The following is a 21758-nucleotide window of genomic DNA, read 5'->3' on the forward strand; positions in this document are numbered from 1 at the left end:
GGGCGGTGGCCACGGCCAGGGGGAGGGGACGGGGACGGGGGTGCATGAGCGGCTCCAACTGGGCGTCAGGATCCGGTAGTTACTGCAAGAAGCCTTCGATCAGGTCCGACTCGAACGTCGTCGCGCCCGTCGTGGTGATGCCGCCCGCGGCGCCCGGAAGGCGCAGGGAGTTCACGGCGCCGCTCGCGAGCAGGTCGGCCCTGCCGTCCGCGTCGGTGTCGCGCAGCCGCACCAGGCCGCCGAACTGGTCGTCGGCGCTCAACGCCCCGGGCACACCTGGGCTGTTGCGGGCGAACCACTGGGAGCCCGTGCCGGAAAGGCCGCCGGACCGGCCCTTGAAGACATGGACGCCGCCCGCGTACTCCTTGCCGTCGATCGCCTCGCCGCTCACGCCGACCGCGAGGTCCGCGTATCCGTCCCCGTTGACGTCGCCCGCGGAGACCGAGGAGCCGAACTCGTCGTAGTTCTCCGGTGATCCGGCGACACCGCTCGTGGACTGGCTGAGGCGGGCGCTGCGCGAGGGGCCGCCGGACGCGCCGTACCAGACGCTGACGCGGCCCTTGTGCTTCGCGTACAGGGACGTGCCGACGGCGATGTCCCCGTAGCCGTCCTTGTTGAAGTCGGCGATGACGCCGTCGCCGCCGCGCTCGGAGCTGCCGCCGTTGCCGGACTGGGACTCCAGGCGCAGCGTCTTGCCCGGAGTGAGCCTGCTCGTACCGCCCTTGATGTACCAGGCGTCGGAGGCGATGTACTCCGACGTGACCACGTCGCCGATGATCGTGAGGTCGGTCTTCTTGTCGCCGTCGACCTTCCCGGCGATCAGGGCCGAGGCGTAGAAGGAGGTCGTCTTGTCGAGCTTGGTCACGCTGCCGGTGGTGCCGGAGCGCTTGAGCGGGCCCCGGTGGACGTAGGTGACAGAGCCGTTGATGACGGCCAGGTCCTGCTTGCCGTCGCCGTTGAAGTCGCCGGTCGCCAGGTCCTTGCCCATGGCGTGGTAGCGGCCGGGGTTCTTGTTCGGCAGCGTCGTGCCCTGGGCGAGACCCGAGGCCGAGCCCCACAGGATCGTCACCGCGCCCTGGCCCGCGCCGCGCGAGCCCTTCTCGCCGGTCGCCGCCACCGCAAGATCTCCGTACCCGTCCCCGTCGAAGTCGGCGGCGGCCCGCACCTCGCCGAACATGTCGTCGGCCTCGTCGCTGCCGGGCACCCCGGGGCTCGACTGGGTCAGGCGCTTCTTCGTGGTGCCGGGCCCGGTGGCGGTGCCGTAGACGACGGTCACGCCGCCGCCACCGCGGGCGCTGAAGCTGGAGTACGCGTAGTCGCGGTAGCCGTCGCCGTTGAAGTCGTCGCCGTACTTGGCGGGTGCGGCGCTCGCCGGTGCGGTGGGCAGGGCGAGGGGGGCGAGGCTCGCCGCGAGGAGGGCGGTGAGGGTTGCGGTGGTGCGGGTGCGGGTGCGGGTGCGGAGGTGTCTTCGCATGGTGGGTTCCAACTTCTCTTGTTCGTGGGTCAGTCGGCGATGTTGACGCCGAGGCGGGGGCGGCCCGACGTCGAGACGGACGCCGATGACGGGTAGATGCCGCCCGTGGGGGAGGAAAACGTGCCGTCCGCCCGGGAGTTGAGGACGTAGACCGCGCCGTTCTCCGTGTTCTCGCCGGACGCGCCCACCACGAGGTCGCCGCGGCCGTCGCGGTTCAGGTCGTCGATGTGCACGTCCTGGCCGAAGAAGTCGTGGTTCTCGTTGGAGTTGGGGACGCCCGGGGTGTTCTGGCTGAGCATGGCCGCGCCCTGCGTCGTGATGCCGGAGCCGTCCGCCGCGCCGTACAGGACCGTGACCGCGCCCGCGTCGGTGAAGCCGTCGAGGTTCTCGCCGGGGGCACCGACGACCAGGTCCAGGTGACCGTCGCCGTTGATGTCGCCGAGGTCCAGCTCGCCGCCGAACGCGTCGTTCGTCTCGCCCGCCCCGGGCACGCCCGCGCTGTCCTGGGTGATGGCCTGGTCCGAGCCGTACGGGCCGTTCGGGTTGCCGTGCACGATGTGGACGGTGCCGCCCTTGTGCGCGCCCTCGATGCCCTCGTCCCAGGTGAGGCCGATGACGATGTCGCCGTAGCCGTCCTCGTTCGTGTCGCCGACGTCGGTGATGAGACCGCCGGGCAGGCGGTGCGCGTTCGGGACGCTCAGGCCGTCGGGGGTGCCGGGGATCATGAAGTTGGCGTTGTAGCCCTCGCCGTCGTCCGCGAAGCCGTCGACGATCAGGTCCGCCCGCTCGTCGCCGTTGACGTCGCCGGAGTGGAGGTTGAGGGGGCCCGTGCCGTCGCCGCTCTGGATGGCGGGGCGGATCGTGTAACGGGCCTTGGGGACACCGGAGTCGGTGAAGCCGCCCTTGAGGACGTCGATGGTGGCCGCGCCGGAGCCCGAGCCGATGGCGAGGTCGCCGCCGCCGTCGTTCTCGAAGTCGGCCGCTTCGAGGGAGCTGCCGAAGTGATCGTGCCGGGTGGGGCGGGGGTCGGTGACCGTGACGGCGCGCTTCAGTCCGTCCGGTGAGCCCCACAGGATCTGGACGGTGCCGCCGTTGGTGTCGGTGCCGACGTCCTCGCCGGGGGCGGAGACGGCCAGGTCGTCGTAGTAGTCGCCGTTGAAGTCCCCGTACGCGGTGTCGGCGCCGAAGCTGTCGCCCTTCTCGGCGGTGCCGGGGATGCCGGGGGTGTTCTGGCTGAGCGTCTGGAGGGTGCGGGGTGTTGTGGTGGCGCCGCCGCCGTACGCGATGACGAGTTGGCCCGCTTCTGCCTTGCCGGCGACTGTGGCGGTGGGGGCGGAGATCGCCGTGTCGGGGGTGCCGTCGCCGTTGAAGTCGGCCTCGTCGGGGGAGAGGGGGGTGGGGGCTGCGGTGGGGGCTGCGGTGGCTGGGGCTGTGGTGAGGGTGAGGAGGCCGGTGGTCAGGGTGGCTGCGGCGGCTATTGCTGTCGCGAGTCTGGTGCGTCTGTGGCTGCGGCTGTGCCTGTTGCTGTGGCTGTGTTTGGGCATGGGGGTGCTCCTGGGCATGGGGGTGCTTCTAGGGGTGGAGTGGTGTGTGTGGTGGGGCGGGACCGGTCTTCTTTCCCCGATCCCGCCCCTTCCCGAATACGGCGACTCCGTCGCCCCTGGGCGGGCCTCCTGGGCTTCGCCCCTAGCCCCCCGATCGGCCTGAACGGCCTCGTCCTCAAACGCCGGACGGGCTGAAGGGACCCCGAACGGGCTTGAGGGGAAGGGCGGAAGGAGCGCTGGATGTGCCGTCGCCCGTCCCGGCGAGCGGGCTGCCGGACGGGCGACGGCACGCCGCCTAGCGCGGCAGGACGCCGCCGTACGCGACCGCGCCCGACAGCCCCAGCTTCGCCGGGGTCACCGAGTGGGTGTCCTCGAACGGGGCGTCGTCCGGGCCCCAAGCCGCCCATACGCCGCCGGAGTTGGCGTTCTCGCCGGGCGCGCCCACCGCGTAGTCCGTGTAGCGGCCCGCGTAGAAGCCGGTGGCCGCCACCGTCGCGCCGAACTGGTCGCCCGCCTCGGCGGTGCCCTCCACCCCGTCGGAGTTCTGGGTGGTCATCCCGCCGACGAACGTGGGCTCGCCGTAGGACGCCTCCAGGTAGGAGTACGCGCCCGCGTTCTTCGCCGAGCCGACCGCCTCGTGGCTGTTGCCCACGAGCAGCGCGTCGTACTGGTCGCCGGTCGGGTCGTGGATCGTGGCGAGGGAGGTGCCGAAGTTGTCCTCGGCCTCCGCCGTGCCGCCCACGCCGGGCGAGTCCTGCGTCGTGCAGCCCGTCGCGCCGCCGAGCGTGGTGTCCTTGGCGCCCAGCACGAGGGCGACGGCGCCGCCGAGCGTGTCCTTGCAGTACGTGTTGCCGGGGTCCGCCTCGGGGTTGGGCTTGACCAGGCCGATGGCGAGGTCCTTCGTCCCGTCGTGGTTGTAGTCGCCGATCGCGAGCGAGTCGCCGTAGTCGGGCGCGCGCCACGTGTTCTTCCACTCGCCGGACGCCTTGCTCAGCGCGTGCGTGCCCGCGATCTCCATGCCCTTGTACGTGGTCGCGAGCTCGTCCGTGCCGTCGCCGTCCAGGTCTCCGGAGGCGTACGCGCGCGGGCCGCCGAAGTCGTAGCCCTCGACCAGGGAGGGCGTCGTGGTGGACGACGCGGTGATGGGGCCCGGCCGGGTCATCGTGGTCGTGCCCTCGTCGCCCTGCGAGGAGAAGACGAGGTCCTGCTTGCCGTCGCCGTCGTAGTCGCCGGCCGTCATGATGCGGCCGATACGGGTGTCCTCGGTGCCGCTCTTGAGGGCGGTGATGCCGCCCTTGGTGAAGCCGTTCGCGGAGCCCCACACCACCGAGACGGTCCCCATCGAGGGGGTGTCGCCGATGGCCTCCTCGGGGGCGGAGACGGCCAGGTCGGCGTAGCCGTCGCCGTTGAAGTCGGCGGCCGTGACGGCGGTGCCGAAGAGGTCGCCCGCCTCCACCGTGCCGGGCACGCCGCTGGTGCCCTGGGAGACGTTGACCGAGCCGTGCTTGCCGAGGCCCTTCTCGCCGCCCCAGACGACGTTGACGTATCCGGCCTTGGCCTTGCCGCCGACCGTGGCGGAGGGCATGCCGACCGCGAGGTCCGCGTAGCCGTCGCCGTTGAAGTCGGACTTCAGCTTCGAGGGCGTGGCCGCGGAGGCGCCGCCCGCGGTGAGGGCCCCGAGCCCGAGGACGGTGGCGGCGCACAGGGCGCCGGCGGCGAGCAGCTTGTTGCGCTGACGCACGGGTGTGCGCACGTGCTGTGCGTGTCGTGACACTGAGTCTCTCCAACTCACTTAAAAGTAAAGGGGGTTCAGTGGAAGTAGGTCTGCGAGGGCGGGTCTGCGAGGGCGGGTCTGCGAGGGCGGGGCCGCGAGGAGGGGTCCGCGAGGAGGGTCAGCGCAGCGTGTGGCCGAAGTCCGCGTTCGCCCCGCCGCCCACGCGGAAGTCCGAGCCGTTGAAGGACGTCGCGTACGAGGAGGTGAGGCCGGTCGTCGTGCCGCGCAGCACCCACACCGCGCCGACGTCGGACGTCGTGCCGATGTCCTCGCCGTTCGCCGCGATCGCGAGGTCCGCCCTGCCGTTCTTGTTGATGTCCTTGAGGCGCAGCGAGGAGCCGAAGTGGTCCTCGGGCTCGGCGACTCCGGGGACGCCCGCCGTCTCCTGGTGCCAGGACGTCCCGGCGCCCGGGCGGCCGTTCGCGGTGCCCTTGAGCAGGACCACGCTGCCGGTACCCGCGACGCCGCCGACGTTCTCGCCGGGCGCGCCCACCGCGATGTCGGGGTGGCCGTCGCCGGTCACGTCGCCCGCGGTCACCGCCGCGCCGAAGCGGTCGCCCGGCTCGTCTGTGCCGGGGACGCCCGTGCTGGACTGGTCGTACGTCACCGGGGCGCCCAGTTCGTTGCCGTGGCCGCCCATCCGGACGGTCACCGAACCGCCCTTGCCCGCGCGGGAGTTGCCGGTGATGAGGTCGTCGAAGCCGTCGCCGTCGAGGTCGGCGTGCGCGGCGGTGTCGCGGGTCGCGGTGGGGTCGTCGCCCTCGGCGAGGACCTTCGCGTAGTAGCCGTAGTCACCGGCGCCCGCCGGGAGGTGCGCGGTGTAGGCGCCGCCGTCGGCCCGCTCCCCGTACAGGACGTACGAGACGATGTCCTTGGACTGGAACTTCCCGGCGTCCATGCCGGTCAGGCGCACGCCCTTGGGCAGGAAGTCGACCTCCAGGCCGAAGGGGCGGTCCGGGTCGGGCACGCCCTCGGCGTAGTACCACCAGTTGTCGCCGCTGATCACGGCGAGGTTCGGGGAGCCGTCGAAGTCCATGTCGCCGAAGGCCACGCCCTCGCCGAAGCGGCCCTCGGTGTCGGCGGGGGCGTTCAGGACCAGGCCGCCGGAGGCGAAGCCCGACTCGTTGCCCCACAGGATGGTGACGGAGCCGGTGGGCCTGCCCTCCACCCGCTCGCCGGGGGCGCCGACGATCAGGTCCGCGAAGCCGTCGTGGTTGACGTCGCCGCTGGTGAGGCTGTCGCCGAAGGCGTCCTCCGGCTCGGTCTTCCCGGGCACCTCGGAGGTCTCCTGGGTGAGCGTGATGTGGCGGGCGGCCGCGATGCCGTTCGCCGAACCGAGCGTGACAGTCACGGAGTTGGTCTTGGGGTTGCCGATGGCGAGGTCGCGGTAGCCGTCGCCGTTGTAGTCGTCGCTGAGCGTCGTGGCGGCGCTCGCCGAGCCCGCGAGGGGCAGGGTCAGGCCCGTCGCGGCGAGGGCCGCGACGGTCGCGGTGGCGGCCAGTGTTCGTACGCGCACGGGAACTCCCTGACAGAGGGGTGGAGCTGTCGGGGATGTGACTCGTGGGGTGCGCGAAGGGTTGTGCGCCGGGGGCGGGAAGTTGGCTTCCAGGTGAACGGCGCGCGGGGCAAATCGCCCTATGGGGGGCTGAGTTGGACGAATGGCTGCGCGATGGTGACCTACGGGCGGCCCAGCCCGACCTACGGGCGGCCCAGCCCGACCTACGGGCGGCCCAGCCGGACGCCGAGCTCCTTGCTGCCGAAGTGCCGCACCCGCCCCATGTCGAGCCCGTCCGGCCCGCCCGGGAACACCAGGAACAGCCCGGCCTCCTTGTCGTGCCGCTGCGTGAAGGCGACCACGTCCTGGCGCCCGTCGCCGTCCGCGTCGAGCAGTGCCTGCGCCCCGAACCTGAACGCCTCCACGCCGTCCGGCAGCCCCTTGTCGTCCCCGCTCACGGTCTGCCCGGTCGCCACGTCGAAGCCGCCCTTCGCCGACGCGGGCAGCAGGATCAGCCTGTCCGGGTCGATGAGGTGGAAGCCGGGCCTGCCGGTCAGCAGGTCGGCGCGGCCGTCGCCGGTGACGTCGCCGATCTCCGTGCCCGAGCCCCAGGTGGAGCCGCGCCCCTGGAGGACCTCGGGCGAACGACCTTTGCCGGGGCCCGACTTGGAGCCGTAGAAGAGGGTGAGCGTGCCGGGTTCCAGATCGCCCGGGCCCGGTGAGACCACGAGGTCGTCGATGCCGTCGCCGTCCACGTCACCGGCGGTGGCGCCGCCGGCACCCTCGTAGCCGCCCATGGCGGAGCCGATCGCCTCGGCGGAGGCTCTGGTCAGGCCCTGCGGGCCGCCCCGGAAGTAGGCGGTCTGCGGCGGCCCGTCCGGCGGGTCGTCGTTCTGCTCGTAGTCATCGGCGTCGTACGGGTAGGTGAACAGCGCGTCCGTGCGCCCGTCGCCGTCGAAGTCGCCGGTGACACCGCTCTGCGCTGCCCCGTGATCGCCGCTGACGCGGCCTGTCCGGGCGGGCCTGCCGTCTTCGAAGGGACCGAACTGGATCGTCCTGCCGCCGGTGAGGTCGGCGTTGCCGTCGCCGTCGAAGTCGCCCGCCGCCGTCGGCCGGAAGGCGTCCGGAACCGAGAGGCGGCGCGGCTGCGAGACGCCGCGCGGCCCGCCGTACAGGGCAAGGGTCTCGACCTTCTCGCCCTGCTGCCGCGGGGCGACGAGGTCGGGGAAGCCGTCGCCGTCGAGGTCGGCGCGGAGCGGAGAGCCGTACCCGGAGTCGGGGCCGCCGCCCGGCAAGGTGGTATGCCACCCGGGGTGGAGCCCGCCCTTCGAGCCGTAGACGACGACGAGCGAAGTGCCGTGCTCGCGGGAGGCGAGGGGGCCCGCGAAGTCGTCGTAGCCGTCGCCGTTGAGGTCCTTCAGGTGGACGGGGTGCCCGGATTTCGCGGGCTTTCCGGCGGCCGGGCGGGCCCCGGAGGGCGCGGGCGCGGCGGCGCCGTCCGGCTCCCCGCCGGTGAAGAGCCCGCACCCGGACAGGAGCACGGCGCAGCACAGCGCGGCACCGGGCGCATGCCACTTCACTAAGACTTCTCCATGGCGGTGAACTCGGCTGTGGAGAAGGTGAGTTGGGCCTTGCGCGACACCAGCGTCCCCGGCTCCGCCCCCGGATGGACGCCCACCGTGTCCCCGCCGGAGGCCAGCGACGTCTGGAGCACCAGGTCGGCCTTCTTGTCCCCGTCGAAGTCCGCGACCTTCAGGACGCGCGTGGTGCCCTGGGCAGAACGGGAACCGGCGCTGGGGCCGACGAGTGCGGTGGCGTTCTCCACCAGCCCCGACGCGCGGGCCCGCAGCACCCGGACGTCCCCGGCGCCGCCCCCGCTTCCGCTGCCCGCCCCGCTCAGCACGAGCTCGCTCAGCCCGTCGCCGTCGAAGTCCCCGGCGTCCACGGAGACGTCGCGCGCCTCCAGCGTGCCGCGCACCGTGCCCGGCACGTCGTACCGGAGCGCGACGCCGCGCGGCCCGGCGACGGCGGCGTCCGTGCCCTTGCCCTTCCCGAAGCGTCCGAAGGCCACGTCGGTTCCCGACGGGAGCAGCACCCCGGTCCGGTTGGGCCCCTTCGGCCCGCCGCGGACGACGCTGAGGGTGCCGCCCGCCTTCCGGACCACGATGTCGTCGTAGCCGTCCCGGTCCACGTCCGTCGCGGGCAGCGGCAGGATGTCGTTGCCCGGCGAGAGCAGCGGCTTCCCGGCGGCGCGCGGGGCGCCCTTGCGCGTGAACGGCCCGCGCAGGAAGCTCAGCCGGGCCCCGCTGGCGTGCACCACGAGGTCGCTCGCGCCGTCCCCGTCGAAGTCCCCGCAGGCGGGCTGGTCGGCCCAGTCGTTGCCGAACCGGGCCTGCGCCGGGACCTGGAGCTTGACGGCCTTGCCGGCGAGCCCGCGCGGCGACCCGAAGAGGATCTGCAGCGGCACGGGCGGCTGCCCCTGCCCGTCGTACGGCGGGTCGGTGGAGACGACGAGGTCGGTGAACCCGTCCTTGTTCAGATCGCAGGACGCCTCCGACTCGAAGGCGGCGGGCAGCTGGCCCTTGGTGCGGGCCCCGTTGGCGTGCGCGGTCAGCAACTGCCGCGCCCCGGGCGTCAGTCCGTCAGGACCGCCGTACAGCACTCCGATCCCGGCGTCGTCGCCCCCGTCGGGGTGCGCCAGGTCGTCGAGTACGAGGTCACGGGCGCCGTCGCCGTTGAAGTCGTCGTCGACGCGGCTGCCCTTGCCCTGCGGGACGGGCCGGAGCGCGGCACCCTTGCCGGCGAGGCTGACGGGCTTGTGGCTGCCGCTGCCGGAGCCGCCGCCGCTGTCACTGCCGTTGCCGCCGCAGGCGGTGGCGAGGGTGAGCAGGGCCGCACAGCCGACCGCCACAGAGACGAGCCGCGCCCGCTCCCTGTACCCGCCCCGCACCGGCCCCAGGCCCAGGCCCAGGCCCAAGCCCAGGCCCCGGCCCACGGGTCTGTCCCCGCTCACGCCACTGTCACGTATGCCCGCACTCCGCATTGCCGCTCCACCCCGACCACACCAGACGTCACAACGTCCACATGATGCGCCTGCACCCTGCACACGAGTAAGCCCGGGGGGATGCCGCTTTGGTCACGCAGGGGTCACAGGCACCGACGTACCGGCGTACTGGCGTACCGACGTGCCTGCCCGCCGACATGACGAACGGCCGGTGCCGTCCCTTCCGGGGCGGCACCGGCCGTTCGGCCGTACGGTTCGCGCTACTTGACGGGCTCCGGCTCCGGCGCGTCCGCCGACTCCTCCTCGCCCGCCGGGTCGACCGGCGTCTTCACGGAGTCGAGCAGGAGCTGCGCCACGTCCACGACCTGGATGGACTCCTTCGCCTTGCCGTCGTTCTTCTTGCCGTTGACCGAGTCGGTCAGCATGACGAGGCAGAACGGGCAGGCGGTGGAGACGATGTCGGGGTTGAGGGAAAGGGCCTCGTCCACACGCTCGTTGTTGATGCGCTTGCCGATCCGCTCCTCCATCCACATCCGCGCACCACCGGCGCCACAGCAGAAGCCGCGCTCCTTGTGCCGGTGCATCTCTTCGTTCCTGAGCCCCGGGACCTTGCCGATGATCTCGCGCGGGGGCGTGTAGATCTTGTTGTGGCGGCCCAGGTAGCACGGGTCGTGGTAGGTGATGATGCCCTCGACCGGGGTCACCGGGATCAACTTGCCCTCGTCCACCAGGTGCTGGAGCAGCTGGGTGTGGTGGATGACCTCGTAGTCGCCGCCGAGCTGCGGGTACTCGTTGCCGAGGGTGTTGAGGCAGTGCGGGCAGGTCGCGACGATCTTCTTCGCGGACCGGGGCTTACGGGATTCCTCCGTCGCCTTGCCGTCGTCGTCGAGCTCCTCGCCGAACGCCATGTTGAGCGCCATGACGTTCTCCTGGCCGAGCTGCTGGAACAGCGGCTCGTTGCCGAGGCGGCGGGCCGAGTCACCGGTGCACTTCTCGTCGCCGCCCATGATCGCGAACTTGACGCCCGCGATGTGCAGCAGCTCCGCGAATGCCTTGGTGGTCTTCTTGGCGCGGTCCTCCAGGGCGCCCGCGCAGCCGACCCAGTAGAGGTACTCGACCTCCGTCAGATCCTCGATGTCCTTGCCGACGACCGGGACCTCGAAGTCGACCTCCTTGAGCCACTCCAGGCGCTGCTTCTTCGCCAGGCCCCAGGGGTTGCCCTTCTTCTCCAGGTTCTTGAGCATCGTGCCCGCCTCGGACGGGAAGGCGCTCTCGATCATCACCTGGTAGCGGCGCATGTCGACGATGTGGTCGATGTGCTCGATGTCGACGGGGCACTGCTCCACGCACGCACCACAGGTGGTGCAGGACCAGAGCACGTCCGGGTCGATGACGCCGTTCTCCTCGTGCGTCCCGATCAGCGGCCGCTCGGCCTCCGCCAGGGCGGCGGCGGGAACGTCCTTGAGCTGCTCCTCGCTCGCCTTCTCCTCGCCCTCCATGGACTTGCCGCCACCGGCGAGCAGGTACGGGGCCTTGGCGTGCGCGTGGTCGCGCAGCGACATGATGAGCAGCTTCGGGGAGAGCGGCTTGCCCGTGTTCCAGGCGGGGCACTGCGACTGGCAGCGGCCGCACTCGGTGCAGGTGGAGAAGTCGAGGATGCCCTTCCAGGAGAACTGCTCGACCTGGGAGACACCGAAGACGGCGTCCTCGGCCGGGTCCTCCCAGTCGATGGGCTCCCCGCCGGAGGTCATCGGCTGCAGCGCGCCGAGCGCCACGTCGCCGTCCGCCTCGCGCTTGAACCAGATGTTGGGGAAGGCGAGGAAGCGGTGCCAGGCCACGCCCATGTCGGTCTTCAGGGCGACCGTGATCATCCAGATGAAGGAGGTCGCGATCTTCAGGCCCGCGAAGAAGTACGTGAGGTTCTGGAGGGTGGACAGGTCCATCCCGTCCAGCCAGGAGACGACCGGGTACGAGATGAAGAACGACGCCTCGTAGCCGTCCACGTGGTGCTGGGCGCCCTCGAGGGCGTGCAGCATGAAGATGCAGACGCCGACGATGAGGATGACGGCCTCGACGAAGTACGCCTGGCCGATGTTGGAGCCCGCGAAGCGCGACTTGCGGCCCGGTCGGCCGGGGCGGCTCAGCTGCCGGATGACGATGAGCGTCGCGATGCCGATGATCGTCAGCGTGCCGATGAGCTCGACGAAGATGTTGTACGGCGCCCAGTCACCGATGAGCGGCAGCATCCAGTCGGCCTTGAAGAGCTGCCCGACGGCGTTGACGATCGTCAGGAGCAGCGAGAAGAACCCCACCGCCACGAACCAGTGCGCGACGCCGACGATGCCCCAGCGGTTCATCCGCGTATGGCCGAGGAACTCCTTGACCACCGTGATGGTGCGCTGCTTGGGGTCGTCGGTACGGGTGCCGGCGGGGACGGGCTGGCCGAGCCGTACGAAGTTCCAGATCTGGAGGATGGCACGGCCGAACAGCGCGACGCCGACCGCGATTAGGACGAGCGACACGATGATCGCGGCGAGTTGCATTGAGGGCTCCTCGGGCCTGCGAGGCGGACTTCGTAGCTGACTGACTGGCTCAGCCGGCCACGCGATTACTAAGCGGTAACTTATGGAGTCCGTCTGAGACTACCCATTTACGGGGTTGCACTGTAGCCAGGGCGGCGGTGATCTGTGTCGCTCAGGCTTGCCTCACCGGGCAAACCGGATCGCCGGGCGCCGCTGCACGCGTACAGGCCGATGCCGGCCGGCGTGCGGTCGGTGGGGCGGCGGTCACGTGGGTCATGCGCGCATGAGACGGGGTGGTGCCGGGCGGCGGGCCCCGGCGCGCGGATGCGTTGTGCCCGTCGCGCGAAGAATGCGCCGACTTCTCGGCTGAATGGCTGGCGACCCGGCCGACGGTGCTTGTGCGCGCCGGGGCTGACGATCAACGAATGTATTTTTTGCCAGGGTTTGGCCCATTTGGCGTGGATGAAGGAGAAGGCGCGTGGCGAACATCGACGCGGTGGTGACCGGGGCGGGCGGCTTCATCGGAGGGCACCTCACCCGTGCCCTGCTCGCCGAGGGGAAGAGCGTCCGCGCCGTCGACCGCAAGCCGGTCGAGGAGTGGTACCAGGTCCACGCCGACGCGGTGAACACCGTCCGCGACCTCTCCCTGCGGGACGCCTGCGTGCAGGTCCTCGACGGCGGCGCCGGCGAGGTCTACCACCTCGCCGCCGACACGGGCGGCATGGGCTTCATCGAGTCCCACAAGGCCGCCTGCATGCTGTCCGTCCTCTCCAGCACCCACATGCTGCTCGCCGCCCGCGACAGCGGCGTCGGCCGCTACTTCTACTCCTCCTCCGCCTGCGTCTACGCCGCCGACAAGCAGACCGACGCCGACGTCACCGCGCTGCGCGAACAGGACGCCTACCCGGCGATGGCCGAGGACGGCTACGGCTGGGAGAAGCTCTTCAGCGAGCGCATGGCCCGCCACTTCCGCGAGGACTACGGACTCGCCGCCCGCGCCGCCCGCTACCACAACGTCTACGGCCCGTACGGGACCTGGACCGGCGGCCGCGAGAAGGCACCGGCCGCCGCCTGCCGCAAGGTCGCCGCCGCCGTCCTGTCCGGCGCGCGCGAGGTGGAGATCTGGGGCGACGGCGAGCAGACCCGCTCCTTCACCTACATCGACGACTGCGTCGAAGGCACCCTGCGCCTGGCCCGCAGCGAGGTGACCGAGCCCCTCAACGTCGGCTCCGGCCAACTGGTCTCCATCAACCAGCTGTACGCCGTCGTCGAGCAGATCGCCGGAGTCGAGCTGAGCCACCGTCACATCCCGGGCCCGCTCGGGGTGCGCTGCCGCAACAGCGACAACACCCGGATCTACAAGGAGCTCGGCTGGCAGCCCGGGATCTCCCTCCTGGAGGGCCTGGAGCCCACCTACCGCTGGGTGTACGACCAGGTGAAGGCCCAGCTCGACGGCCGCCCCCACCAGGTCTGACGGCGACCGCCATGGTGATCCCCCGCGTCGATGTGCTCGGCACCGCCGTCAGCGCCGTCGGGCCCCGCGTCGCCCTCGACGAGATCACCCGCTGGGTGCAGTCGGACGGCGCCGTCCGCAGCTACGTCTGCGTCACCGGCGTCCACGGCGTCATGGAATCCGTCCGCGACCCCGAACTCCGCGCCGTCCACAACGCCTCCGGGCTCACCGTCCCCGACGGGATGCCCATGGTGTGGGCCGGGCACCGGGCCGGGGCGTGGTGGATGGACCGGGTCTACGGGCCCGACCTGATGCTGGCCACGCTGCGCCGGGCCGCCGAGCGAGGCTGGACCTCGTACCTGTACGGCGGCGGACCCGGCGTGCCCGAGCTCCTCGCCTCCCGGCTCACCTGCCGATTCCGTGGTCTGAGGATCGTGGGCACTCACTCCCCGCCCTTCCGCCCGCTCACCGGGGCCGAGGACGAGGAGGCGGTCGCGCGCATCAACGCCAGCGGCGCGGACCTGGTCTGGGTGGGCCTGGCCACGCCGAAGCAGGAGCGCTGGATGGCCTCCCACCGGCCCCGCCTGAACGCGTCCGCGCTGCTCGGAGTCGGCGCCGCCTTCGGCTTCCACACGGGCCGCGTGCCGCAGGCGCCCGAGTGGATGCGCGGCCGCGGCCTGGAGCGGGCGTACCGCCTGTCGAAGGAGCCGCGCCGCCGGTGGCGCCGCTATCTGCGCAACAACCCGGAGTACCTGGCGCGCATCGCGGTGCGCCCGCCGAGGATCCTGCCGGTTCCGCAGAACGGTGAACTCCGTTGAGGATCACACTCGTTCACCGCTTCTACGCCTCCGGTTCTACGCCTCCGGTTCTACGCCTCCGGGGCGCCCAGCGGTGAGAACGGGGCGGTGCGTGACCAGGCGGCGACGCGGATGGCGACGCGAACGGGCCGTGGGGGTACGCGGGGCGGCTCAGTGCCGAGAAGGGGGTGCTTGAGCTGCTGCGGCAGTGACCGCGGGGCGAACCGCTGGTCTACCCCGACAAAGCGGGAAAAAGGCTTGCGGCGCCTCGCCCGTGTCGCGTTCCTGCCTGTAAGGGCGGGATAAAAGTTGAGTGGCCTCGACTCAGGTCTGTTGACGATGTCCGATGGGTCATGCATCCTTGAGTCAGTTCCACTCAAGAAGGTATCTGGAGGAATCGAAATGGCACGTGCGGTCGGCATCGACCTGGGCACGACTAACTCCGTCGTCAGCGTTCTGGAGGGCGGTGAGCCCACCGTCATCACGAACGCAGAGGGCGCCAGGACCACGCCGTCCGTCGTCGCCTTCGCCAAGAACGGTGAGGTGCTCGTCGGCGAGGTCGCGAAGCGTCAGGCGGTCACCAACGTCGACAGGACCATCCGGTCGGTCAAGCGCCACATGGGCACCGACTGGAAGGTGGACATCGACGACAAGGGCTTCAACCCCCAGCAGATCAGTGCCTTCATCCTGCAGAAGCTGAAGCGCGACGCCGAGTCGTACCTGGGCGAGAAGGTGGCCGACGCGGTCATCACCGTCCCGGCGTACTTCAACGACTCCGAGCGCCAGGCGACGAAGGAGGCCGGCGAGATCGCGGGCCTGAACGTCCTGCGTATTGTCAACGAGCCGACGGCGGCCGCCCTGGCCTACGGCCTCGACAAGGACGACCAGACCATTCTCGTCTTCGACCTCGGTGGCGGCACCTTCGACGTCTCGCTGCTCGAGATCGGCGACGGCGTCGTCGAGGTGAAGGCCACGAACGGCGACAACCACCTCGGTGGTGACGACTGGGACCAGCGCGTCGTCGACTACCTGGTCAAGCAGTTCAACAACGGCCACGGCGTGGACCTGGGCAAGGACAAGATGGCGCTCCAGCGCCTCCGTGAGGCCGCCGAGAAGGCCAAGATCGAGCTGTCCTCCTCCACCGAGACCACGATCAACCTGCCCTACATCACGGCCTCCGCCGAGGGCCCGCTGCACCTGGACGAGAAGCTCACGCGCGCCCAGTTCCAGCAGCTCACGTCCGACCTCCTGGAGCGCTGCAAGACGCCGTTCCACAACGTCATCAAGGACGCCGGCATCCAGCTGAGCGAGATCGACCACGTCGTTCTCGTCGGTGGCTCCACCCGCATGCCCGCCGTCGCCGACCTGGTCAAGGAGCTGACCGGCGGCAAGGAGGCCAACAAGGGTGTGAACCCGGACGAGGTCGTCGCCATCGGCGCCTCGCTCCAGGCCGGTGTCCTCAAGGGTGAGGTCAAGGACGTCCTGCTCCTCGACGTGACCCCGCTGTCCCTCGGTATCGAGACCAAGGGCGGCATCATGACCAAGCTGATCGAGCGCAACACGACGATCCCGACGAAGCGTTCGGAGATCTTCACGACGGCCGAGGACAACCAGCCGTCGGTGCAGATCCAGGTCTACCAGGGCGAGCGCGAGATCGCGGCGTACAACAAGAAGCTCGGGATGTTCGAGCTCACGGGCCTGCCGCCCGCGCCCCGCGGCGTCCCGCAGATCGAGGTCTCCTTCGACATCGACGCCAACGGCATCATGCACGTGACCGCGAAGGACCTGGGCACGGGCAAGGAGCAGAAGATGACCGTCACCGGTGGCTCCTCGCTGCCGAAGGACGAGGTCGACCGCATGCGCCAGGAGGCCGAGCAGTACGCGGACGAGGACCACCGCCGCCGCGAGGCCGCCGAGTCCCGCAACCAGGGCGAGCAGCTCGTCTACCAGACGGAGAAGTTCCTCAAGGACAACGAGGACAAGGTCCCCGGCGAGGTCAAGACCGAGGTCGAGGAAGCCGTCACCGAGCTGAAGGAGAAGCTCAAGGGCGAGGACACGGCCGAGATCCGCACCGCCACGGAGAAGGTCGCCGCCGTCTCGCAGAAGCTGGGCCAGGCCATGTACGCCGACGCCCAGGGCGCGCAGGCCGCGGGTGGCGCCGAGGGTGCCGCTCCGGGTGGCGAGGCCCCGAACATGTCGAAGGACGACGACGTCGTGGACGCCGAGATCGTCGACGACGAGAAGCCCGGTGACGCGAAGGGCGGCGCCGCCTGATGACTGAGGAGACCCCGGGCCTCGGCGACGCCGAGAACCCCGACGTCCCCTCCGGCGCCACCCCTGATGACGCGGCGCCGAAGGCCGCCGAGCCCTCCACCGAGGAGGGCCCGGCGGCCCCGGCCGGGGACGCAAGCCAGTCGGTCGGCCTGACCGCCCAGCTGGACCAGGTCCGTACCGCGCTCAACGAGCGCACCGCGGACCTCCAGCGGCTGCAGGCCGAGTACCAGAACTACCGCCGCCGGGTGGAGCGGGACCGGGTGACGGTGAAGGAGATCGCCGCGGCGAACCTCCTCACCGAGCTCCTCCCGACCCTCGACGACATCGGCCGCGCCCGTGAACACGGCGAGCTGGTGGGCGGCTTCAAGTCGGTGGCGGAATCCATGGAGACCGTCGTCGCGAAGCTCGGCCTCCAGCAGTTCGGCAAGGAGGGCGAGCCCTTCGACCCGACGATCCACGAAGCCCTGATGCACAGCTACGCACCGGACGTCACCGAGACGACCTGCGTGGCGATCCTGCAGCCCGGCTACCGGATCGGCGAGCGCACCATCCGTCCCGCGCGCGTGGCGGTGGCCGAGCCGCAGCCCGGCGCGCAGACGGTCAAGGAGTCGGAAGGGACCGCCGACGCCTCGGCCGCCGAGGCGGACGAGAAGAAGGAGACCGGTGGCCCGGACGAGGGCTGACGGCATTGAGATGAGTGAGGAGGGACGTCGAGGCCGATGAGCACCAAGGACTTCATCGAGAAGGACTACTACAAGGTCCTCGGCGTCCCCAAGGACGCCACCGAAGCCGAGATCAAGAAGGCGTACCGGAAGCTCGCGCGCGAGAACCATCCGGACGCCAACAAGGGAAACGCGAAGGCGGAGGAGCGCTTCAAGGAGATCTCCGAGGCGAATGACGTCCTCGGCGACCCCAAGAAGCGCAAGGAGTACGACGAGGCGCGTGCTCTCTTCGGCAACGGCGGCTTCAGGCCGGGCCCCGGCGGCGCCGGCGGCGGCACGTTCAACTTCGACCTGGGCGACCTCTTCGGAGGCGGCGCCCAGGGCGGTGGGGCGGGCGGCGCCGGCGGCTTCGGCGGCGGGCTCGGTGACGTCTTCGGGGGCCTGTTCAACCGGGGCGGCGGTGGCGCGGGGACGCGCACGCAGCCGCGCCGCGGCCAGGACATCGAGTCCGAGGTCACGCTCAGCTTCACGGAGGCGGTGGACGGCGCGACGGTCCCGTTGCGCATGTCGTCCCAGGCCCCCTGCAAGGCGTGCTCGGGCACGGGCGACAAGAACGGCTCACCGCGCGTGTGTCCCACGTGCGTGGGCACCGGCCAGGTATCGCGAGGCGGCGGCGGAGGCTTCTCGCTCACCGACCCCTGCGTGGACTGCAAGGGCCGCGGGCTGATCGCCCAGGACCCCTGCGACACCTGCAAGGGCTCGGGCCGCGCGAAGTCCTCGCGCACGATGCAGGTCCGCATCCCGGCGGGCGTCTCGGACGGTCAGCGCATCCGCCTCCGCGGCAAGGGCGCTCCCGGTGAACGGGGCGGCCCGGCGGGCGACTTGTACGTCGTTGTCCACGTCGACGCCCACCCGGTCTTCGGCCGCAAGGGCGACAACCTCACGGTGACGGTGCCGGTGACGTTCGCGGAGGCCACGCTCGGCGGCGAGGTCAAGGTGCCGACCCTCGGCGGTCCGCCCGTGACCCTCAAGCTGCCGCCGGGGACGCCCAACGGCCGTACGATGCGGGCCCGCGGCAAGGGCGCGGTCCGCAAGGACGGCACCCGCGGCGACCTCCTGGTGACGGTGGAAGTCACGGTTCCCACTTCCCTCACCGACTCGGCGAAGGAAGCACTGGAGTCGTACCGGAAGGCGACTGCGGGCGAGGATCCGCGGGCAGAACTGTTCCAGGCCGCGAAGGGAGCGTGACGGAAAGTGGACAGGGACGGCCGCCGACGCAACCCCTACCAACTGACCGACGAAACCCCGGTGTACGTCATCTCGGTGGCGGCACAGCTGAGCGGACTGCATCCGCAGACCCTCCGCCAGTACGACCGCCTGGGCCTGGTCTCCCCCGACCGCACCGCGGGCCGGGGCCGCCGCTACTCGGCCCGCGACATCGAACTGCTCCGCCAGGTGCAGCAGTTGTCGCAGGAAGAGGGCATCAACCTGGCCGGCATCAAGCGCATCATCGAGCTGGAGAACCAGGTCGCCGCGCTCCAGTCCCGCGTCGCGGAGCTCTCCGCGGCCGTGGAGGGAGCCGCCGCCGCCATGCAGCAACGTGAGGCGGCGGTACACGCCTCGTACCGCCGCGACCTGGTGCCGTACCAGGATGTGCAGCAGACGAGTGCGCTGGTGGTGTGGCGCCCGAAGAGACCGGGCGACTAACACTTCTCCGCGTGCGAAGTGCTTGTACAAAGGGGCCGGGAGGCGGGAACCTCCCGGCCCCTTCGCGCGTTGCGGAGGGCGACCTGATCACGTGATCGTTGTGGGGGAAGTGAGCAACACATGGCCATGGTGGGCCTGTTCTGGATCGCCGAGGGCGATGTGTACGTGGGCGCGAAGCCGTCGGGCCTGGCCCCCGGCGTCCGCCTGACACCGGAGGGCGTGGTGGCCCTCGGCCACAACCAGTCGGGCCTGTGGCTCTGGGAGGACGTGCACGCCCTGACGGTGGCGGACATCCCCGTGAAGTCCCTGAAGCGCCAGGTGGGCGCGGTGGTGGACCTGGCCCTCACGGTCGGCCTCGGCGGCGCGGACGAGGCCCCGGCGATGACGGTGTGCGTGGAGTCCCCGGACGGCGAGGAACACGAACTGACGGCGTACGTCGCCGCGGCCACGGGCTACTCCCAGACCGAGGTCGACCTCTCCCGCACACTCCTGTCCCGCCTGACGGAGGGCGCCGCGACGATGTCCACGACGCTGGCGTCCATGTCGGAGTGGGGCCGCGCGTGGGAGGGCGGGTCGCCTCGGGGGGCTGAGCGGGTGGGGTTGTTGCGGGGGTGGGTGGGTTAGTGGGCTGACTGTCCCTGCCCACGAGGGGCAGGGTGGGCGTGCCCCGGCTTCCTCCCGGCGCAGCAGGTGGAGGTCGACGGCCGGGGCACGCCCGGGGAAAGTCGGCCCTGCGGTCGGAGTTGTGCCGCAGGACCTTCCGCACGGCGGGACGGACCTCGGCAGAGGCCCCCCGTGTCTCGTGTCCCGCCGGGATCCACGATGCAGGGCCCTGCGGGTGCGGCACCAGCGTCATCTTGTTGCTGTGCAGGGTGCGGGGGTGGGGACAGGGAGGGACTAATGGGGTCAGGAGGCCCAAAGAGGCTAGAAAAAATGGCGGGGCTAGCGGGGCTAGCGGGCGAAGCCTGAGCCGAGGGCGTTGGACTGGCTGAGCAGGTAGCCGAGTTGGGCGCGGCTGGTGCTGCCGAGAGTGGTGGCGAGTTTGGCGATGTGGACGCGGGCTGTGCGGACGTTCATGCTGAGGCGGGTGGCGATCTGACCGTCGGTGAGACCTTCGGTCAGGAGAGCGGCGATGGCCCGCTGTCGCGGGGTGATGCCTCCCTGGCCAGTGGGTGGGTGGGCCGCGACCGGATACATGGGGGTCGCCCTGTGCCACAGGCAGTCGAAGATGGCGACCAAGTGGTGCACGACATCCGGCTGGTGGAGCCGGAGAGCCACCGTGCGGTCCTGGTTGGCGGGGATGAAGGCGACGGTGCGGTCGAAGACGAGGAGTCGTTCGGTGACTTCGTCGAGGGTGCGCACTTCGACGTCGCCGGTGCTCTGCTCGAAATGCGCGACGGTGGCGAGCGAGTGGCGGGACGTGTGCTGATACAGCGTGCGCATGCGGGCACCGCGAGCGAGTACCGCATGCTCACGGGGGAAGGGCATGGGCGGCCAGCTCCTGGGGTGCCCGAGCCCCCGGCTGGATGGCGAGCGCTTCTCGTGAAGTGGCCTCCACGGCCTCGTCTATGGCCTGGTCGATGTGGTGAAATCCGCGCAGGACCGTGAGACCGGAGCCGACTGGTCTGGGTGGCGCCGCCACGCCCTGAGGCGCGACCGATTCCAGGACCGAGGCAAGTGCCGCTGTTCGAGCTCGCTGACCGGCGATGGTGCCCACGACGTCGTGGAGGAGACGAGTCAGGGCGACGTCCGGAGTGGCGGGCAGCAGCCATGTGGCGCACTCGGTAGGTGCCCGGAGAAGACCGAGGCGTAGCAGGCAGGGAGCTTCGTCGACCTCCACCCGGTGGATGCGGCCCTCGCGTAAGGCGTCTTTGTACAGGCTTTCGCCGAGCTCGCAGAGCCCCTCGGCGGGGTGCGGCGCATGACCTGGCATCAGCGGTCTTGTTTGAGGATGCCGGACTCGCCGATGAGGTAGCCGAGCTGGGCGCGGCTCTCGCTGCCGAGGGTGGCGGCGAGTTTGGCGATGTGGACGCGGACGGTGCGGACGTTCATGCCGAGGCGGGTGGCCATCTCCGCGTCGGTGAGGCCCTCGATGAGGAGAGTGGCTATGGCCCGCTGGCGGGGGGTGATGCCGCCCGGTTCGGTGGGCTGCGGGGCCGCGTACGGGTACATGGGGGTGGCCAGTCGCCAGAGGCGCTCGAAGGTGGTGACGAGGTAGTCGACCAGGGCCGGGTGGCGGAGTTCGAGGGCCATCGTGTCGCCCTTGTGGGCGGGGATGAAGGCGATGGTGCGGTCGACGACGATCAGCCGGTCCGTGACCTCGTCGAGGGTGCGGACCTCGACGTCCCCGTCCAGCTGCTCGTAGTGGGCCAGGACGGGGAGCGAGTGGCGTGAGGTGTGCTGGTAGAGGGTGCGCATGCGGCAGCCCCGGGAGAGGAGGGCCTGTTCGCGGGCGAGGGTGTTGGCGAGGAGCTGGGGGGAGCGGTTGCCGCCGGGCTGGACCGTGAGGAGTTCCTCGGTGGCCTCGGACATGGCCTGTGTGATGGCGCCGTTGATGCGGGGGAAACCGTCGAGGACGGTGACCGCGGGGGCCTCCTGGGCCGGGGCGCGATGCGCCTCGATGGCCATCAACGACTGGAAGAGCGCCGACAGCTGGGCCTCTTGCGCGCGCTGCTGGGCGATGTCGGTCTCGATGGTGCGCATGAGCCGGGCCAGGACGGTGGTGGGGGAGGACGGGAGCAGCCAGTGCAGGTCGTCCACGTCGGGATGGAGGAGGCCGAAGTCGATCAGGCAGGGGGTCTGGACGGCCTCGTCTTTGCGGATGCGGCCTTCGCGGAGAGCGCGGGCGTAGACGGCGGCGCCTGCTTCGCAGAGTTCCTCGACTGGGTGCTCGGTGTGTTGCATCAGTGGTCCTGCTCCAGGATTCCCGACCGGCTTATGAGATAGCCGAGTTGGGCTCGGCTGCGGCTTCCGAGGGTGGCGGCGAGTTTGGCGATGTGGACGCGGGTGGTGCGGACGTTCATGCCGAGTCGGGTGGCTATGGCGGCGTCGG

Annotated in this window: 17 protein-coding genes and 1 pseudogene; 7 read left to right on the plus strand and 11 right to left on the minus strand. The window is 70.9% G+C overall.

Annotated elements, in window-relative coordinates:
- Nucleotides 1–79 precede the first annotated feature (79 nt).
- The 7 genes from ACQB60_RS45315 to ACQB60_RS45345 form a co-directional block, all read right to left on the minus strand.
- Nucleotides 80–1474 carry an FG-GAP and VCBS repeat-containing protein gene (locus tag ACQB60_RS45315; protein WP_496931968.1) on the minus strand — a complete coding sequence of 465 codons (1395 nt, stop codon included), beginning with the start codon at nt 1472–1474 and terminating at the stop codon, nt 80–82.
- Nucleotides 1475–1503: 29 nt separating this feature from the next.
- Complete coding sequence (locus ACQB60_RS45320; RefSeq protein WP_496931969.1) at nt 1504–3018, minus strand: FG-GAP repeat protein; 1515 nt, start codon at nt 3016–3018, stop codon at nt 1504–1506.
- 295 nt (nt 3019–3313) lie between these two features.
- Nucleotides 3314–4771: an FG-GAP-like repeat-containing protein gene (locus ACQB60_RS45325; protein ID WP_496931970.1), complete on the minus strand. Its 1458-nt coding sequence runs from the start codon at nt 4769–4771 to the stop codon at nt 3314–3316.
- Between the two features lie 139 nt (nt 4772–4910).
- Complete coding sequence (locus tag ACQB60_RS45330) at nt 4911–6308, minus strand: FG-GAP and VCBS repeat-containing protein (protein ID WP_496931971.1); 1398 nt, start codon at nt 6306–6308, stop codon at nt 4911–4913.
- A gap of 203 nt (nt 6309–6511) precedes the next feature.
- Nucleotides 6512–7867 carry an FG-GAP repeat domain-containing protein gene (locus ACQB60_RS45335; protein WP_496931972.1) on the minus strand — a complete coding sequence of 452 codons (1356 nt, stop codon included), beginning with the start codon at nt 7865–7867 and terminating at the stop codon, nt 6512–6514.
- A complete protein-coding gene (locus ACQB60_RS45340; protein ID WP_496931973.1) occupies nt 7867–9300 on the minus strand; it encodes an FG-GAP repeat domain-containing protein in 1434 nt (477 codons plus the stop codon). The genes ACQB60_RS45335 and ACQB60_RS45340 overlap by 1 nt, the downstream gene beginning before the upstream one ends.
- Before the next feature lie 251 nt (nt 9301–9551).
- Nucleotides 9552–11834: a (Fe-S)-binding protein gene (locus tag ACQB60_RS45345; RefSeq protein ID WP_496931974.1), complete on the minus strand. Its 2283-nt coding sequence runs from the start codon at nt 11832–11834 to the stop codon at nt 9552–9554.
- Between the two features lie 466 nt (nt 11835–12300).
- On the opposite strand from ACQB60_RS45345, the gene ACQB60_RS45350 reads away from it, so the two are divergent.
- From ACQB60_RS45350 to ACQB60_RS45380, 7 genes are all read left to right on the plus strand, one after another.
- Nucleotides 12301–13287 carry an NAD-dependent epimerase/dehydratase family protein gene (locus ACQB60_RS45350; protein ID WP_496931983.1) on the plus strand — a complete coding sequence of 329 codons (987 nt, stop codon included), beginning with the start codon at nt 12301–12303 and terminating at the stop codon, nt 13285–13287.
- A gap of 11 nt (nt 13288–13298) precedes the next feature.
- Nucleotides 13299–14084: a WecB/TagA/CpsF family glycosyltransferase gene (locus ACQB60_RS45355; protein WP_496931975.1), complete on the plus strand. Its 786-nt coding sequence runs from the start codon at nt 13299–13301 to the stop codon at nt 14082–14084.
- 381 nt (nt 14085–14465) lie between these two features.
- The gene (gene dnaK / locus ACQB60_RS45360; RefSeq protein ID WP_496931976.1) at nt 14466–16337 is read left to right on the plus strand and encodes a molecular chaperone DnaK; all 1872 of its coding nucleotides are present in this window, start codon (nt 14466–14468) and stop codon (nt 16335–16337) included.
- Nucleotides 16337–17020 (plus strand): nucleotide exchange factor GrpE, encoded by a 684-nt coding sequence (gene grpE / locus ACQB60_RS45365; protein WP_496931977.1) that lies wholly within the window; start codon nt 16337–16339, stop codon nt 17018–17020. Before dnaK ends, grpE begins: the two co-directional genes overlap by 1 nt.
- 36 nt (nt 17021–17056) lie before the next feature.
- Nucleotides 17057–18247: a molecular chaperone DnaJ gene (dnaJ, locus tag ACQB60_RS45370; RefSeq protein ID WP_496931978.1), complete on the plus strand. Its 1191-nt coding sequence runs from the start codon at nt 17057–17059 to the stop codon at nt 18245–18247.
- A gap of 6 nt (nt 18248–18253) precedes the next feature.
- Nucleotides 18254–18706 carry a heat shock protein transcriptional repressor HspR gene (locus ACQB60_RS45375; protein ID WP_384846903.1) on the plus strand — a complete coding sequence of 151 codons (453 nt, stop codon included), beginning with the start codon at nt 18254–18256 and terminating at the stop codon, nt 18704–18706.
- 120 nt (nt 18707–18826) lie between these two features.
- Nucleotides 18827–19330: a hypothetical protein gene (locus ACQB60_RS45380; RefSeq protein WP_496931979.1), complete on the plus strand. Its 504-nt coding sequence runs from the start codon at nt 18827–18829 to the stop codon at nt 19328–19330.
- Nucleotides 19331–19657: 327 nt separating this feature from the next.
- Here the strand turns inward: ACQB60_RS45380 and ACQB60_RS45385 are convergent, their stop codons facing one another.
- The 4 genes and pseudogenes from ACQB60_RS45385 to ACQB60_RS45400 all read right to left on the minus strand — a co-directional run.
- The gene (locus ACQB60_RS45385) at nt 19658–20149 is read right to left on the minus strand and encodes a helix-turn-helix transcriptional regulator (RefSeq protein WP_496931980.1); all 492 of its coding nucleotides are present in this window, start codon (nt 20147–20149) and stop codon (nt 19658–19660) included.
- 28 nt (nt 20150–20177) lie between these two features.
- A complete protein-coding gene (locus tag ACQB60_RS45390) occupies nt 20178–20639 on the minus strand; it encodes a hypothetical protein (protein WP_496931981.1) in 462 nt (153 codons plus the stop codon).
- Nucleotides 20639–21610: a helix-turn-helix transcriptional regulator gene (locus ACQB60_RS45395; RefSeq protein WP_496931982.1), complete on the minus strand. Its 972-nt coding sequence runs from the start codon at nt 21608–21610 to the stop codon at nt 20639–20641. Before ACQB60_RS45395 ends, ACQB60_RS45390 begins: the two co-directional genes overlap by 1 nt.
- Nucleotides 21610–21758: pseudogene (locus ACQB60_RS45400) on the minus strand (helix-turn-helix transcriptional regulator); the annotation flags it as partial. The gene ACQB60_RS45395 and the pseudogene ACQB60_RS45400, both read right to left, overlap by 1 nt.

It is taken from the genome of Streptomyces odontotermitis, assembly GCF_050510915.1.
GTDB lineage: Bacteria > Actinomycetota > Actinomycetes > Streptomycetales > Streptomycetaceae > Streptomyces.